This window comes from Pantoea sp. X-Soil-ISGK-259, assembly GCF_059730705.1.
This window is the reverse complement of record NZ_AP035986.1, coordinates 1169731-1185121: the sequence shown is the minus strand read 5'-3', so window position 1 is coordinate 1185121 and position 15391 is coordinate 1169731. Positions and strand designations below refer to the sequence as shown.

Here is a 15391-nt window from a genome sequence, read left to right as displayed (position 1 = left end):
GACCGGGAGGTTCAGTAAATTATCGGCAGGAGGAACAAAAGGTTAAATCAGAGAGGAATAATAACGACCACGCCCGCGACAATGGCGGGCGTGGCAGCAATTAATTATGCGAACGGGCTGAGGATTTTTCGCGATGACCAATTTTAGAAATGACGTTAAACACTTCACCCAGGCCATAAATCATACCCAGCATCAGCGCCATCACCACAGGCACCATCAGGACGGCGAAGGCGAGGCTTTTCAGTAATTCCAGCATGGAGAGTCTCACTCTGCTAACAAAAAAGTGATTGTAACGGGTCAGGAAAATTTTGCGCAGCCCTTTTCGTGCTTTTACTTTGGTCACAAAACGCCGCTATCATCGGCCTTCGCCTTAACCCTTTGCCGGAGCTGTCATGGAAGCCGAACTGTCCCTTCATATCCGTTTACAACAGAAACTGTTTGCCGATCCCCGGCGTATTGAGCTGCTGAAGCGCGTGCAACAGACCGGATCGATCAGTCAGGGGGCGAAGCTGGCGGGCATCAGCTACAAAAGTGCCTGGGATGCCATTAATGAGATGAACCAGATGGCGGATGAAACGCTGGTGGCGCGGGCAACGGGCGGTAAAGGCGGCGGTGGCGCCACGCTGACCCGCTACGGTGAACGCCTGATACAGCTGTTTCAGCTGATGGAACAGATTCAGCAGAAAGCGTTCGATGCCCTGCAGCAGGATACGCTGCCGCTCGACAGTCTGCTGGCGGCCATCGCCCGCTTCTCTCTGCAGACCAGCGCCCGCAATCAACTGTTTGGCACCGTGATCAGCAACGATGCGCAGCAGGTGGTCCAGCATCTTATGATTCAGCTTGCTGATGGCGTCACACAGCTCAATGTGGCGCTGACCCAGCGCAGCGCCGATCGTCTGCAACTGGCGGCAGGTAAAGAGGTGCTGGTACTGATTAAAGCCCCGTGGATCCGTATCAGCCGTGACGCCGCGGAAGAAGATAATCAGCTTCCAGCCACCGTCAGTGCCATCGAGCCCGGTGAGCAGATGAGCGAAGTGCTGATGCAGCTTGCCAGCGGCGAAACCCTGTGCGCCACCCTGAGTCACGATCAGCTGCAGCAGTTGAAGCTTCAGCCAGGCGACGCTGTGATTGCCAGCTTTAACGCGGAAAATGCCATTGTCGCTACCCTGCTCTAGCCGTTGATTTGACTTCATTACGGGCAATGGTTACAACTCAGTAACACGATGCAGAAAATGGAACAGATCATGGCTTCATTGCAGATTTTGCAAGGCACGTTTCATCTTAGCGATACACGGACACTGAACCTGAATCAGGTGGAACTGCAGCGCGGCGAAAGCTGGGCTTTTGTCGGTGCCAACGGCAGCGGTAAATCCTCTCTGGCGCGCGCGCTTTCCGGTGAACTGCCACCGCTGGCCGGTTCCGTCAGCAGCGATTTCAGACGGCCGGTCCGGCTGTCGCTGGAGCAGTTACAGACACTGGTGGCGCAGGAGTGGCAGCGTAACAACACCGATATGCTCAGCGAAGGCGAAGAAGATACCGGACTGACCGTGGCAGAGGTGATTCAGGCGGAGGTGCAGCAGCCCGATCGCTGCAAACAGCTTGCCCGGCAGTTTGGCATTGAACCGCTGCTGTCCCGTCGCTTCAAATATCTCTCCACCGGCGAAACCCGTAAAACCCTGCTCTGCCAGGCGCTGATGAGCGAGCCCGATCTGCTGATTCTGGATGAGCCATTTGACGGACTGGATGTGGCGTCACGCGCCAGCCTGACCGACACGCTGCGCAGCCTGCAGCATCCCGCGTTTACCCTGGTGCTGGTGCTCAATCGCTTTGACGACATTCCCGATTTCATTCAGCAGGTTGGCGTACTGGCAGAATGTACCCTCACCCACAGCGGGCCGCGCCAGGCCATTTTAACGGAAGCACTGGTGGCACAGCTGGCGCACAGTGAACAGCTGATGGGAATGGCGTTACCCGAGGCGGATGCGCCGGATCAGTTACCCTCACTGACAGATGATGCCCCGCGCGTTATTCTGCGCAACGGCACCGTCTCCTACAACGATCAGCCGGTGATTCAGGGGCTGAACTGGCAGGTCAACGCCGGCGAACACTGGCAGATCATCGGACCAAACGGTGCCGGAAAATCGACCCTGCTCAGCCTGGTGACCGGCGATCACCCGCAGGGCTACAGCAATGATTTAACCCTGTTTGGGCGCCGTCGCGGCAGCGGCGAAACCATCTGGGAGATCAAACAGCATATTGGCTATGTCAGCAGCAGCCTGCATCTTGATTACCGCGTCAGCACCAATGTGCGAACGGTCATTCTGTCGGGCTTCTTCGACTCTATCGGTCTCTATCAGGCGGCATCTGACCGGCAAAAAGCGCTGACACAGCAATGGCTGACGCTGCTGGGAATGGATAACCGGCTGGGCGATGCGCCGTTCCACTCACTCTCCTGGGGACAGCAGCGACTGGTGCTGATTGCCCGCGCACTGGTTAAGCATCCGACGCTGCTGATTCTGGATGAGCCACTTCAGGGACTGGACCCGATTAACCGCCAGCTGGTGCGGCGCTTTGTGGATGTGCTGATTGGCGAAGGGCGGACTCAGTTGCTGTTCGTTTCGCATCACGCTGAAGATGCGCCCGCCTGTATCACACATCGCCTGAGCTTTGTTCCCGATAATGGCGGCTACGTTTTTCAGCAGGAAACGGTGCGCTAAAGCTTTCACATCACGTCCTTCAACGCCGCTACCGCGGCGTTTTAAAGCACATCGGTGTAAGCGCTACCATTCAGCACCGTCTTTAACGCCGCATAACCGCACACAATGCCTCGAAATAAGAATATTCAGCTTGTGTAAACGATACCATTTATCCAGACTTGATCACGCTTTCGGGCGCGCTGATGTGCTACTTTTTACCGATGCCTCTTTGGCTTTTGACGCTTACCAGGATCTCACATGGACAAATTCAACCCGGTCGATCACCCGCATCGCCGTTACAATCCACTGATTGATCAATGGATTTTAGTTTCACCTCATCGGGCCAAACGTCCGTGGCAAGGCGCGCAGGAAACCCCGGCGGTCAATACTTTACCGGCGCACGATCCGGACTGCTTCCTGTGTGCCGGAAATACCCGCATTACCGGCGATAAAAACCCGGACTATGCGGGCACGTACGTCTTTACCAACGACTTTGCCGCACTGATGACCGACACGCCTGACGCGCCCGAGAGCGACGATATCCTGATGCGCTGTGAAAGCGCACGCGGCACCAGTCGGGTCATCTGCTTCTCGCCCGATCACAGTAAAACGCTGCCGGAGATGTCACTGAGCGCGCTGGAGGAAGTGGTGCGCACCTGGCAGGCGCAGACCGCCGATCTGGGTCAGCACTACCCGTGGGTGCAGGTGTTTGAGAACAAAGGCGCGGCGATGGGCTGCTCCAACCCGCATCCGCACGGTCAGATCTGGGCCAACAGCTTCCTGCCAAATGAAGCGCAGCGTGAAGATGATCATCAGCGCGACTATTTCGCTAAACATGGCTCGCCGATGCTGGTCGATTATCTGGCCCGTGAGCAGCAGGATGGCAGCCGCACCGTGGTGGAAACCGAACACTGGCTGGCCGTGGTGCCGTGGTGGGCGGCCTGGCCGTTTGAAACGCTGCTGCTGCCGAAAGCGCACGTTAAACAGCTGACGGACCTCAGCGAAGCCCAGAGCGCCGACCTGGCAAAAGCCATTAAGCTGCTGACCAGCCGCTACGACAATCTGTTCCAGTGCTCCTTCCCCTACTCAATGGGCTGGCACGGCGCGCCGTTTAATGGCGAAGCCAACGATCACTGGCAGCTGCACGCTCACTTCTATCCTCCGCTGCTGCGTTCAGCAACGGTGCGTAAATTTATGGTTGGCTATGAAATGCTGGCCGAAACCCAACGCGATTTAACGGCGGAACAGGCGGCGGAACGTCTGCGTTCTGTCAGCGACGTTCACTTCCGTGAGGCACAACAATGAGCTTAAAAACCATCACGCAGCAGCTTTTTTCTGACGCATTTGGCTACGCTGCCACCCATACCATTCAGGCACCGGGCCGCGTTAATCTGATTGGCGAGCACACTGACTATAACGACGGCTTCGTGCTGCCGTGCGCTATCGATTATCAGACGGTCATCGCCTGTGCCCGCCGTGACGATCGCCAGATTCGCGTGGTCGCTGCCGATTATGAGAATGCGCAGGACACGTTCTCGCTGGATGAAGAGATTGTCAGCGTGCAGGAACCGATGTGGGCCAACTATGTGCGTGGCGTGGTGAAACATCTGCAGAAGCGTCACGCCGATTTCGGCGGCATCGACATGGTGATCAGCGGCAATGTGCCACAGGGGGCGGGCCTCAGCTCATCGGCCTCGCTGGAAGTGGCGGTCGGCACCGTGGTACAGCAGCTCTATAACCTGCCGCTGGATGGCGCAGCCATCGCCGTTAATGGTCAGGAAGCGGAGAACCAGTTCGTTGGCTGTAACTGCGGCATCATGGACCAGTTGATCTCCGCACTGGGCCAGAAAGATCACGCTATGCTGCTCGACTGCCGCACCCTGGGCACCCGTCCGGTGTCGATGCCGGAAGATATCGCGGTGGTGATCATCAACTCCAACTTCCGTCGTACGCTGGTCGGCAGCGAATACAACACCCGCCGCGAGCAGTGTGAAGCGGGCGCGCGTTTCTTCAATAAGAAAGCGCTGCGTGACGTTGAACTGGCCGAGTTTGAAGCGGCACAGTCGCAGCTCGATCCACAGGTCGCCAAACGCGTGCGTCACGTTCTGACCGAGAACGCCCGTACCCTGGAAGCCGCCGATGCGCTGACGCAGGGCGACCTGACCCGTATGGGCCAGCTGATGGCCGACTCTCACGCCTCAATGCGTGACGATTTCGAAATCACCGTGCCGCCGATCGATACGCTGGTTGAGATCGTGAAAGCGCAGATTGGTGAGCGCGGCGGCGTCCGTATGACCGGCGGCGGCTTTGGTGGCTGCATCGTGGCACTGATGCCACTGGACCTCATCGATCAGGTTAAAGCCGCCGTGGCAGAACAGTATGAAGCCGCGACCGGCATCAAAGAGACCTTCTACGTCTGTAAAGCCTCTGAAGGAGCCGGCCAATGCTGAATGATGTCAACTCCCATGCGCCCGACGGTCAGCCGTGGCGCATAACCGTGCTGCGCAATGCCAACGGCATGCTGGCAACTTTTATGGACTGGGGGGCGACCTGGCTCTCTGCCCGCGTACCGATGCAGGATGGCACGGTGCGTGAAGCGCTGCTCGGCTGCGCCACGCCCTCTGACTATCTGCACCAGGATGCCTATCTGGGCGCCACCGTGGGCCGCTACGCTAACCGCATCGCTGGCGCAAAACTCAATAAACTTAACCGTCAGCTGGTGCCTAACCAGGGCGTACATCAGCTGCATGGCGGACCGGAAGGCTTTGATAAACGCCGCTGGCAAATTGTCAGTCAGTCTGACAGCGAAGTGCATTACCGCATCGATTCACCGGATGGCGATCAGGGCTATCCGGGCAATCTGATTGCTGACGTGCGCTATCAGCTGGATGATCAGAACTGCCTGAGCATCAGTTATGAAGCGCGTTGCGATCAGTCCTGCCCGGTCAATCTGACCAACCATGCTTACTTTAATCTTGATGCGCATCATGGCGATGTCCGCCAGCATCGCTTACAACTGCACGCCGACCAGTATTTACCGGTCGACAGCGAAGGCATTCCGAATGCGCCGCTAAAAGCGGTCGCCGATACCAGCTTTGATTTCCGCAACGCTAAAGTCGTGGCGCAGGATTTCCTGGCAGATGACGACCAGCGTGCAGTAAAGGGCTATGACCACGCGTTTCTGCTGAACAGCGCCGGCGACGAGAGTCAGCCTGCGGCAGAACTCTGGTCAGAAGATGGAAAATTACAGCTCAGCGTGACTACCTCGGCCCCGGCGTTGCAGTTCTACTCCGGTAACTATCTGGCGGGCACCCGTGCCCGTGAGCAGGCGAGCTATAATGCCTTTCAGGGCATTGCGCTGGAGAGTGAATTTTTACCGGATTCGCCTAATCACGCTGAGTGGCCTCAGCCTGATTGCTGGCTGCAGCCGGGAGATCGCTGGGAATCGGTGACGCGTTATCGCTTCACGCCACGCTGAGCCTCCGGCTGAAAAACGCGCAGTGCGTCACACACAGGCTTACGCGCTGCCCGCTTTTCCGTTATGGTATGGCGCAATCAGCTCGTGTATCAGGCGGGCAGCAGCAGGTTTCCAATCTCACAGAAACATCACAGTATTAAGGAGTTAAGCTATGGCTGTAACTAAGCTGGTTCTGGTGCGACACGGCGAAAGCCAGTGGAACAACGAAAACCGCTTTACCGGTTGGTATGATGTTGACCTTTCTGAGAAAGGTCGTGGCGAAGCCAAATCAGCAGGTCAGCTGCTGAAGAAAGAGGGCTTTGTTTTTGATTTTGCTTACACCTCCGTACTGAAGCGTGCCATTCATACGCTGTGGAATGTGCTGGATGAGCTGGATCAGGCCTGGCTGCCGGTTGAGAAAACCTGGCGTCTGAACGAGCGTCACTATGGTGCGCTGCAGGGTCTGGATAAAGCTGAAACTGCCGCCAAATATGGCGACGAGCAGGTTAAGCAGTGGCGTCGCGGCTTTGCCGTCACCCCGCCAGAGCTGGATCGTTCAGATGAGCGCTTCCCGGGCCATGACCCGCGTTACGCGAAACTGACCCCAGAGCAGCTGCCAACCACCGAAAGCCTGGCGCTGACCATCGACCGCGTTATCCCTTACTGGAACGACACCATTCTGCCGCGCATCAAAAGCGGTGAGAAAGTGATCATTGCCGCACACGGCAACTCACTGCGTGCACTGGTAAAATATCTGGATAACCTGAGCGAAGATGAAATCCTCGAACTGAACATCCCTACCGGCGTACCGCTGGTGTATGAGTTCGATGAAAACTTCAAACCGCTGAAACGCTACTACCTGGGCGACCAGGACGAGATCGCCGCGAAAGCTGCAGCCGTTGCGAATCAGGGTAAAGCGAAGTAATTTCTCGCTGAAAGGCAAAAAGGCCAGACGAAAGTCTGGCCTTTTTTATTGATGACAACGTCTGGCCAGGCAAATCAGCCGCGGCGCTGTTTAACCGCTGCCGCCAGCTGACGCAGCACCTTGTCGGTATCTTCCCAGCCAATGCAGGCGTCGGTAACACTTTTGCCATAGACCAGCGGCTCGCCGCTCTCCAGGCTCTGGTTACCTTCCACCAGATGACTCTCAATCATCACACCGACAATCGCCTGCTCACCGTTAATCAGCTGCTGTGCAACATCGTCTGCCACGACCATCTGACGCTGGAACTGTTTGCTGCTGTTGGCATGGCTGAAATCGATCATCACCTGCTGTGGCAGACCCGCTTTTGCCAGACCCTCTTTGACCTCAGCCACATGCTGCGCGCTGTAGTTTGGCTCTTTTCCGCCGCGCAGAATGATATGGCAATCACCGTTGCCGCTGGTTTCAACAATCGCGGAGTGACCATACTTCGTCACTGACAGGAAACAGTGTGGCGAACCTGCCGCGTTAATCGCATCGATCGCGACCTTAATGGTGCCATCGGTGCCGTTTTTGAAACCCACCGGACAGGATAGACCCGATGCCAGCTCACGGTGAACCTGAGATTCTGTGGTACGCGCACCAATCGCGCCCCAGCTCATCAGGTCAGCCACGTATTGCGGGGTAATCATATCCAGAAACTCGCCCGCCGCCGGTAAACCGCTGTCGTTAATGTCCAGCAGCAGCTTACGCGCCAGACGCAGACCGTCGTTGAGCTGATAGCTGTTGTCCATATACGGATCGTTGATCAGCCCTTTCCAGCCCACCGTGGTGCGCGGCTTTTCAAAATAGACCCGCATCACCACTTCCAGCTCGCCTTTCAGCTCATCACGTAGCGCCAGCAGGCGATCGGCATACTCTTTCGCCGCGTGTGTGTCATGAATGGAGCAGGGTCCAATCACCACCAGCAGGCGGTCATCCTTGCCCTGCAGGATCTGATGAATCGCCTGACGGGCCTGTGAAACGGTCTGTGCAGCACGATCGGTCGCCGGGAATTTTTCGAGCAGCGCAACCGGAGGTAACAGCTCTTTAATCTCTTTGATGCGTAAGTCATCGTTCTGGTAATTCATACTGATTCCATTTTATTTCTGGCCCGCCGCCCGCCGGACACAACCTGCCCAATGTAGCCCGAAGCGCCAGGGGTGTAAATTCCCGCTGCGGGTTAAATGTGCGGGTCATATTTGCATTAATCAGGTTAGCGACTAGACTTTTTACTGGTAAGCACTGAGGAACATCCCGCTTACCAGATTTAATCACCCTGTTTAAGCCAACCGGCGAATTTTATTTCGTCAGGGATTTTATTACCCGAAATTGCACCTCTGGGCTTAAAGCAACTTCATTTATTAACGGGAGTATAATGATGAAAAAGTTTGCCTTAGTTTTTTTGACAGCAGCAATGACACTGAGCAGCGGTGCGGTACTGGCTGCGGACAGCAGCAGCAACAATGGTACAGCTAACCAGGCAGCCAGTGCAGGTGCAGCAGCGGGCGGAGCGAACGAAAATCTGCCGCCAAATAAAGTCGATAACAACAAAATTAATAACACTGGCAATGACACCAATCCTGCAACCTCTGGCAGCACCACCAGCAATGGAAATATGTCTGCTAATGAAATGGACCAGAACGCCCAGTGTAAAGATGGCAAATGTCCGAACATTAATAAAAAAGTTCAGACTAAAGTGGGCGGCGGTGACGTAGATACCAAAACCGACGGCACCACCCAGTAATTCTGTTTAACCCGGCGCGCTTCGGCTCTCCGGGTTTTTCTCCCCTCTGCCCCACTCTTCCGCTATGCTAATCCTGTGAAATTTACAGGGAATCCTTCATGGCTGTTTTGCTTCTGATAGACGATCATCCGCTGGTTGAAGTGGCACTTGAAGCCGCCCTGAGCCAGTCACCTATTCCGGTTCAGCTCCTCTCTGCCAGCAGTGAAAAAGCCGCCCGTCCCCTGCTTCAGCAGTCACTGGACATTATCGTGCTGGATATCGGCCTGCCGGATAGTGATGGGCTGGAGTTCCTGCGTCGCCTGAAGATCCATCGACCCGATTGCCCGGTCCTCATCTACTCCGCGCAGCAGACCCGCCACTATGTGCGGCGCGCTCAGGCGCTGGGTGCCGCCGGTTATGTGGTGAAAAGCCAGCGTATGGCGCAGTTGCTCAGCGCTATCCTTGCCGTGCTCGGCGGACAGACGGCTTTCCCGGAGATGGATGATGAGCCTGAACTCCCGTTAACCCAGAAAGAGCGTCAGATTCTGGCCCTACTGGCCAGCGGGCTGTCTAATCTGCAAATTGCTGCCCAGTTGCACATCAGCAATAAAACGGTCAGCACCCATAAGAAAAATATTCTGGAAAAAACCGGCGCCCGCTCGGTGGTAGAACTGGCCGATCTGTGGAAGGCACAGCAGTGAGAGTTTTTCTGCTGATGCTGCTGTTGCTGTGCGGCTCCGCGCTGGCTGAGGTGCGTCCGGTGAGCAGCGTCAATCTGCCGATGATGCTGCCGGTGACGCACGCGGAAACCATGCAGGGCAAAATTCTGCGCGTTGGCCTGCTGGAAGAGAACCACGCGCCCTGGACAATGCGCATCGGCAATGACCTCTATGGCATCAATGCCGACTATCTTTCCGCGCTGCGACAGCTGACCGGCGCGCAGTTCACCCTCAACCTGTACAGCGATCAGCCGCATCTCATGCAGGCACTGAGCAGCGGCCAGATTGATTTCGCGCTGGGCATGTGGGTCACGCCCCTGCCCGCCGGCACCCTGAGCAGCGATAACTGGTACAGCAGCCCGCTGCGTGTCTACCGCAATCAGCAAAACCAGCGTGCCGTGATGTTTAACAGCCAGAATGCCCAACTGGCGATCAGCGACAGCACGCTGGCCCAACTGCCGCCCGCGCTGGCGGCCCGCCACAGCTTCAGACGCTACAGCAGCGATCTGCAGGCGCTCTACACCCTGCTCAATCAGCAGAATGACTATGTGGTGGCGGATGAGACCAGCGCCGGTTTTTTGTTAAGCCAGCTTCAGCAGGGCCAGATTTACCAGATCGCCTCTCACATCGAGGCCGGACAGCTCAACCTGCGCGCGGTGGCACGTGATCCTCAGCTTATCAGCTGGATTAATCAGAGCCTGCGTCAGTTGCCAGCGGAACTGATGAACACGCTACAGGCGCGCTGGAGCAGTAACCTGCCGCGCTATCAGGATACGCAGACCCTGATGCTCAGCCCCGCTGAACGCGCCTGGATCGCCGATCATCCGCGCGTTACTTACACCGCCGAACCGGACAACTATCCCTGGAGCTACCGCGATGCCAGCGGCACCGCCAGAGGTTATGGCGTGGACTTGCTGAAAGCGATAGCACAGAGCACAGGATTGCAGTTTGAGCCGGTATGGGTCAGCAATCCCCGTCAGGCACGCACCCTGATTGAGCAAAAGCAGGCGATGCTGCAGCTGATGCAGCCGCTGAACGGCGATGCGATGCAGAGTACGTCGCTGCCGGTGTGGCGAGCGCTGTGGGGCATCTACAGCATCCAGTCTGACACGCTGGCGCACTGGCGCGACCTGCGCGGCAAACGGATTGGTGTATTGCAGGATGACCTGGCGCTGCGTCTGTTGCCTGCGGATCTGCAGCCCCTGCAGTTTGCCGACCGTAATAGCCTTTATGACGCGCTGGCAAAAGGGCAGATCGATGTGCTGGTCGATAATGTGCTTTCCGCCCGCTGGCGTATTGCCAGCCGCGATGATGCGCGCATCCACCTGGCCTTTGCCGCCAGCGACATCGCCTGGCCCATCGCGCTGGGTGTCACACCCGACCAGGCGGTGCTGCGTACGCTGCTGGATCGCGCTCTGCAGCAGATCCCGGCCGATACCCAGAGCCAGATGCGCGACAGCTGGTCTACCCCGCCGCAGCCCGGTAGCGTGATGGCAATGGGTTCGCTGCCAATGATGGTGCTGGCGGTGGCCGGTGCGGCCATTGTGCTGCTGTTGCTGCTGCTGGCACGCCGTTACTGGCAACAACGCCGCGAGCGTCAGCAGCGTGAACAGGCAGAGCATGCCAATGCGATGAAAAGCCAGTTTCTGGCAACCGTCAGTCATGAGCTGCGCACGCCGATGCAGGCTATCCTGGGGCTGCTTGAGCTGGAAAAACAGCAGCACAGCAGCCAGAACCTGACGCTGCTTCACAGCAGCGCTCAATCGTTGCTGACGCTGCTGAATGACCTGCAGGACCATGCCCGCATTGAGAGCAACAGTTTTACCCTGGCACCCCGTCCACTGGCGCTGGCGCAATGGCTCAGCCAGCAGCAGCACTTTTATCACCCGTTAATGCGCGGTGACGGGCCGCGTCTGATTGTCGAGGCGCTGACGCCGCTGCCTGACACGGTGCTCATCGATGCCGATCGCCTGCAGCAGGTGATCAACAACCTGATGACCAATGCGCTGAAATTTACGCGTCACGGCACGATTCGCCTGACCCTGGCTGCCCAGGATCAACAGCTGATTCTCACAGTGAGCGACAGCGGCAGCGGTATCCCATCGGAGGAACAGCAGAAGTTGTTTGATCCCTGGTATCAGGCGCCGTCCGGAAAATCAGTTTCGGTGCAGGGCAGCGGCCTGGGGCTGTTTATCTGCCGCGAAATAGTGCTGCGGATGGGCGGCGATATCCGGCTCGCCTCAGAACCGGGGCTCGGCACTCAGGTCACTGTGACGCTGCCGCTTGAGATCTGCACGCCAGCAAACCACGTGGACGAATCCGCCCTGCCCGGTTTTCCGCAGCTGCGGGTGGCGATTGTGGATGACCACCCGACTAACCTGCTGGTGATGCAGCAGCAGCTGGCACGCTTTGCCATTCAGGCTGACATCTTTGAGCAGGGACGTGCGCTGCTGCAGGCCGATGCGCAGCAACCTTATGACCTGCTGTTTATCGACCAGATGATGCCGCGTCCCGACGGCACGCTGCTGCTGCGGATACTGCGTCGGCGTGACCGCCAGCGGAGACGGCAGGCGATGCGGGTACTCTGCTCGGCTGATGCGCAGCTGCTGTCGCGCTCGCTTGAGGAGCGGGAGCGGGTATTGATCAAACCGGTGCAGTTAGGCGATCTCAGCGCGTTGCTGGCAGAGTGGCAGCAGGCGTGGCAGGACGATCCGCTGGCGTCACTGGATGACAATCTGTGGCAACTGGCACAGCAGAATGACAAATTCCTCAACCGTCTGAGCCAGACGCTGCACAACACGGTCACGCAGGATCTGGCTGCGATGCAGGCGGCGCATGATCGTGCGGACTGGACGCCGTTCGCTGAGGCGGCACACAGGATGAAAGGAAGCTTTTTACTGGTGGGGCTGGAGCATGGCGCGCAGCTCAGCCAGCAATTGACGGAGCAGGTAAAACAGCATCAGGACCCGTCTGAGACGTGGCAATTACTGATATTATTAGCAAACAGGTTACTGAAAAAACTGGAAACTTATGGCACATACCCACACTCATAGCGGGCAGGATAGTAATCGCACGCGTCTGGCGGCCGCCTTCGGGGTGACCGTCGTCTTCATGGTTGCTGAAGTCATTGGCGGCTGGCTCTCTGGTTCACTGGCGCTGCTGGCGGACGCCGGGCATATGCTGACCGATGCCGCCGCACTGCTGATGGCCTTGCTGGCGGTCCATTTCTCACGCCGTAAACCCAATGCACGTCACACCTTTGGCCTGCTGCGTCTGACCACGGTAGCCGCATTTATTAACGCCATTGCACTGCTCGGCATTACTGCGCTGATCGTCTGGGAAGCAGTGCGCCGCTTTGCCGACCCGCAACCGGTGACCGGCGGACTGATGCTGGGAATCGCGATCGGCGGCCTGCTGGCCAATCTGCTCTCGTTCTGGCTGCTGCATCATGGCAGCGGAGAGAAGAACCTCAACGTGCGGGCCGCGGCGCTGCATGTGATGGGTGACCTGCTCGGTTCAGTGGGCGCGATTGTGGCGGCAGTAATTATAATGCTGACCGGCTGGACGCCCATCGACCCGATACTGTCGTTGCTGGTGTCACTGCTGGTGCTACGCAGCGCCTGGTCGCTGCTGCGTGAGAGTCTGCAGGAGTTACTGGAAGGGGCACCGCATTCACTGGATGTGAACAAGCTGACACGGGATCTCACCCTGAACATCGCCGAGGTGCGTAATATTCACCATGTGCATCTGTGGCAGGTAGGCGAAAAGCCGATGCTGACGCTGCATGCGCAGGTGATCCCGCCTTACGATCATGATGCGCTGCTGCATCGCATTCACGACTATCTGCGCGAGAACTATCAGATCGCGCACGCGACAGTGCAGATGGAGTACCAGCCCTGCGCTGGTGCCGAGTGTGAACTCGGCTCAGGCAGTGCGGCTGCCACCGGCCATGACCACAGTCATTCTCACGACCACGATCATGACCATGTTAAAGGCGACAAGCACACTCACTGAGCTGACAGCGCGCGGGAACCCTGTTGCCGCGCGCTGCGGATCCACATACGTGATCCGTTCAGCGCAATCAGCGTCAGAATCACATACTCCAGCGACATCGCATAGACACCCTGGCGGGCGAAGATCATCACGCTAATCACGTTGATGATGACCCACAGCAGCCAGTTCTCCACATATTTGCGCGTCATCAGCACCATCGCGGCAATAGACAGCACCATCATACAGGAATCCCAGAACGGGAAGGCATCCGGCTGCAGCGCAGGCATCGCCACCGACAGGCCCAGACCGTTCATCAGCGTTACCGCCGCACGGGTTAACAGCGCAAACACCGGATCGATATAGAGGGTCATCAGCGCAATCGCAATCACACACCCTGCTGTCCAGGCCAGCGCTTTAGGCAGCGGCAGCCAGCGGATTTTCAGCGCCGCCTGATGATCTTCGGTCTGTCGGCTCCATGCGTACCAGCCATAGAGATTGGCGGCAAAGAAGAAGAGCTGCAGCAGCAGGCTGGCATAGAGCTGGATCTGAAAGAAGATCACCGCAAACAGCGTGACGTTAATCAGGCCAAACGGATAGTTAATAATTTTTTCCAGGCTGGCAAACCAGATACAGAGTAAGCCCGCCAGCGTGCCAATGGCCTCAATCCATGAGAGATCGTAGCCTCCGGCACCCAGAGGAATATGAACCAGAATATTATGTGTGCTGAAGAAGTCCATGCAGAGCACCTGTCCGGGAACGCTTAAGCGTTGCCCTTCACATTGAGTTTAAGTTCCGCCGCAAAGGATAGCATGCGATTAAGCGGCAGTAACGCCGCCTCTCGCAGCGTCTCATCCACCTGAATCTCATGTTCCACCCCACCCGACTCCAGCGCCTCTGCGATGGCTTTAAGGCCGTTCATTGCCATCCAGGGACAGTGCGCGCAGCTGCGGCAGGTTGCCCCTTCACCGGCGGTCGGCGCTTCCAGCAGCTCTTTATCCGGCACCGCCTGCTGCATTTTGTAGAAGATGCCGCGGTCGGTCGCCACAATCATCTGCGGATGCGGCAGGGATTTCGCCGCCTGAATCAGCTGGCTGGTCGAGCCTACCGCGTCTGCCAGATCGACAATCGCCTGCGGTGACTCAGGATGCACCAGCACCGCCGCATCGGGATAGAGCGCTTTCATGCGCTGCAGCGCCTGGGTTTTGAACTCGTCATGCACAATGCAGGCGCCCTGCCAGCACAGCACATCTGCGCCCGACATCCGGGTGACGTAGCGGCCAAGGTGACGATCCGGTGCCCAGATGATCTTTTCACCCAGACTGTCGAGATGCTCAATCAGCTCTACCGCAATACTGGAGGTCACCACCCAGTCGGCGCGGGCTTTGACGGCCGCCGAGGTATTGGCATAGACCACCACAGTGCGATCGGGATGCGCATCACAGAAGGCGTTAAACTCTTCAATGGGACAGCCAAGATCCAGTGAGCACTCCGCCTGCAGGGTCGGCATCAGCACGGTTTTTTCGGGGCTGAGGATTTTGGCGGTTTCACCCATAAAGCGCACGCCCGCCACCAGCAGTGTGGTCGCCGAATGATTGCTGCCGAAACGCGCCATTTCCAGCGAGTCGGAGACGCAGCCGCCTGTCTCTTCCGCCAGCGCCTGAATTTCCGGATCGGTGTAATAGTGCGCCACCATCACCGCGTTTCGCGCTTTCAGCAGCGCTTTGATTTTCTCAAGGTAAAACGTCTTCTCATCGTCACTCAGGCGGGCGGGTTTCGGTGGAAAAGGATAAACGGCGCTTTCAGGATCGAACATTACACTCATGACACAGCTCTCGTTTT

The 15391-nt window shown here is 57.5% G+C and carries 14 protein-coding genes; 10 read left to right on the top strand and 4 right to left on the bottom strand.

The window, feature by feature from the left end; genetic code table 11:
• Positions 1-100: 100 nt before the first annotated feature.
• The gene (locus AC6I77_RS05475; protein ID WP_008925042.1) at positions 101-256 is read right to left on the bottom strand and encodes an AcrZ family multidrug efflux pump-associated protein; all 156 of its coding nucleotides are present in this window, start codon (positions 254-256) and stop codon (positions 101-103) included.
• A gap of 136 nt (positions 257-392) precedes the next feature.
• Between AC6I77_RS05475 and modE the strand changes: the two genes are divergently transcribed.
• From modE to gpmA, 6 genes are all read left to right on the top strand, one after another.
• The gene (gene modE / locus AC6I77_RS05470; protein ID WP_003851884.1) at positions 393-1175 is read left to right on the top strand and encodes a molybdenum-dependent transcriptional regulator; all 783 of its coding nucleotides are present in this window, start codon (positions 393-395) and stop codon (positions 1173-1175) included.
• Between the two features lie 69 nt (positions 1176-1244).
• A complete protein-coding gene (gene modF / locus AC6I77_RS05465; protein WP_140915811.1) occupies positions 1245-2717 on the top strand; it encodes a molybdate ABC transporter ATP-binding protein ModF in 1473 nt (490 codons plus the stop codon).
• A gap of 237 nt (positions 2718-2954) precedes the next feature.
• Entirely contained in the window at positions 2955-4001 is a 1047-nt protein-coding gene (gene galT, locus AC6I77_RS05460) for a galactose-1-phosphate uridylyltransferase (RefSeq protein ID WP_003851887.1), read from the top strand.
• Complete coding sequence (gene galK / locus AC6I77_RS05455; RefSeq protein ID WP_182630000.1) at positions 3998-5146, top strand: galactokinase; 1149 nt, start codon at positions 3998-4000, stop codon at positions 5144-5146. Before galT ends, galK begins: the two co-directional genes overlap by 4 nt.
• Positions 5140-6174: a galactose-1-epimerase gene (galM, locus tag AC6I77_RS05450; protein WP_003851891.1), complete on the top strand. Its 1035-nt coding sequence runs from the start codon at positions 5140-5142 to the stop codon at positions 6172-6174. The genes galK and galM overlap by 7 nt, the downstream gene beginning before the upstream one ends.
• Positions 6175-6325: 151 nt before the next feature.
• The gene (gpmA, locus tag AC6I77_RS05445; RefSeq protein ID WP_003851893.1) at positions 6326-7078 is read left to right on the top strand and encodes a 2,3-diphosphoglycerate-dependent phosphoglycerate mutase; all 753 of its coding nucleotides are present in this window, start codon (positions 6326-6328) and stop codon (positions 7076-7078) included.
• A gap of 74 nt (positions 7079-7152) precedes the next feature.
• Here the strand turns inward: gpmA and aroG are convergent, their stop codons facing one another.
• The gene (gene aroG, locus AC6I77_RS05440; protein ID WP_003851896.1) at positions 7153-8205 is read right to left on the bottom strand and encodes a 3-deoxy-7-phosphoheptulonate synthase AroG; all 1053 of its coding nucleotides are present in this window, start codon (positions 8203-8205) and stop codon (positions 7153-7155) included.
• 287 nt (positions 8206-8492) lie between these two features.
• On the opposite strand from aroG, the gene AC6I77_RS05435 reads away from it, so the two are divergent.
• The 4 genes from AC6I77_RS05435 to zitB all read left to right on the top strand — a co-directional run bounded on the left by AC6I77_RS05435 (position 8493) and on the right by zitB (position 13573).
• Entirely contained in the window at positions 8493-8861 is a 369-nt protein-coding gene (locus tag AC6I77_RS05435) for a YbgS-like family protein (protein ID WP_167518472.1), read from the top strand.
• 98 nt (positions 8862-8959) lie between these two features.
• A complete protein-coding gene (locus AC6I77_RS05430) occupies positions 8960-9541 on the top strand; it encodes a response regulator transcription factor (protein ID WP_008925036.1) in 582 nt (193 codons plus the stop codon).
• 14 nt (positions 9542-9555) lie between these two features.
• Entirely contained in the window at positions 9556-12612 is a 3057-nt protein-coding gene (locus tag AC6I77_RS05425; protein WP_497817213.1) for a hybrid sensor histidine kinase/response regulator, read from the top strand.
• Positions 12590-13573: a CDF family zinc transporter ZitB gene (zitB, locus tag AC6I77_RS05420; RefSeq protein ID WP_497816748.1), complete on the top strand. Its 984-nt coding sequence runs from the start codon at positions 12590-12592 to the stop codon at positions 13571-13573. Before AC6I77_RS05425 ends, zitB begins: the two co-directional genes overlap by 23 nt.
• Here zitB and pnuC read toward each other — a convergent pair.
• Entirely contained in the window at positions 13567-14289 is a 723-nt protein-coding gene (gene pnuC, locus AC6I77_RS05415) for a nicotinamide riboside transporter PnuC (RefSeq protein ID WP_008925033.1), read from the bottom strand. The two genes, zitB and pnuC, sit on opposite strands and share 7 nt — an antisense overlap.
• Before the next feature lie 23 nt (positions 14290-14312).
• A complete protein-coding gene (nadA, locus tag AC6I77_RS05410) occupies positions 14313-15374 on the bottom strand; it encodes a quinolinate synthase NadA (protein WP_497816747.1) in 1062 nt (353 codons plus the stop codon).
• Positions 15375-15391 lie beyond the last annotated feature (17 nt).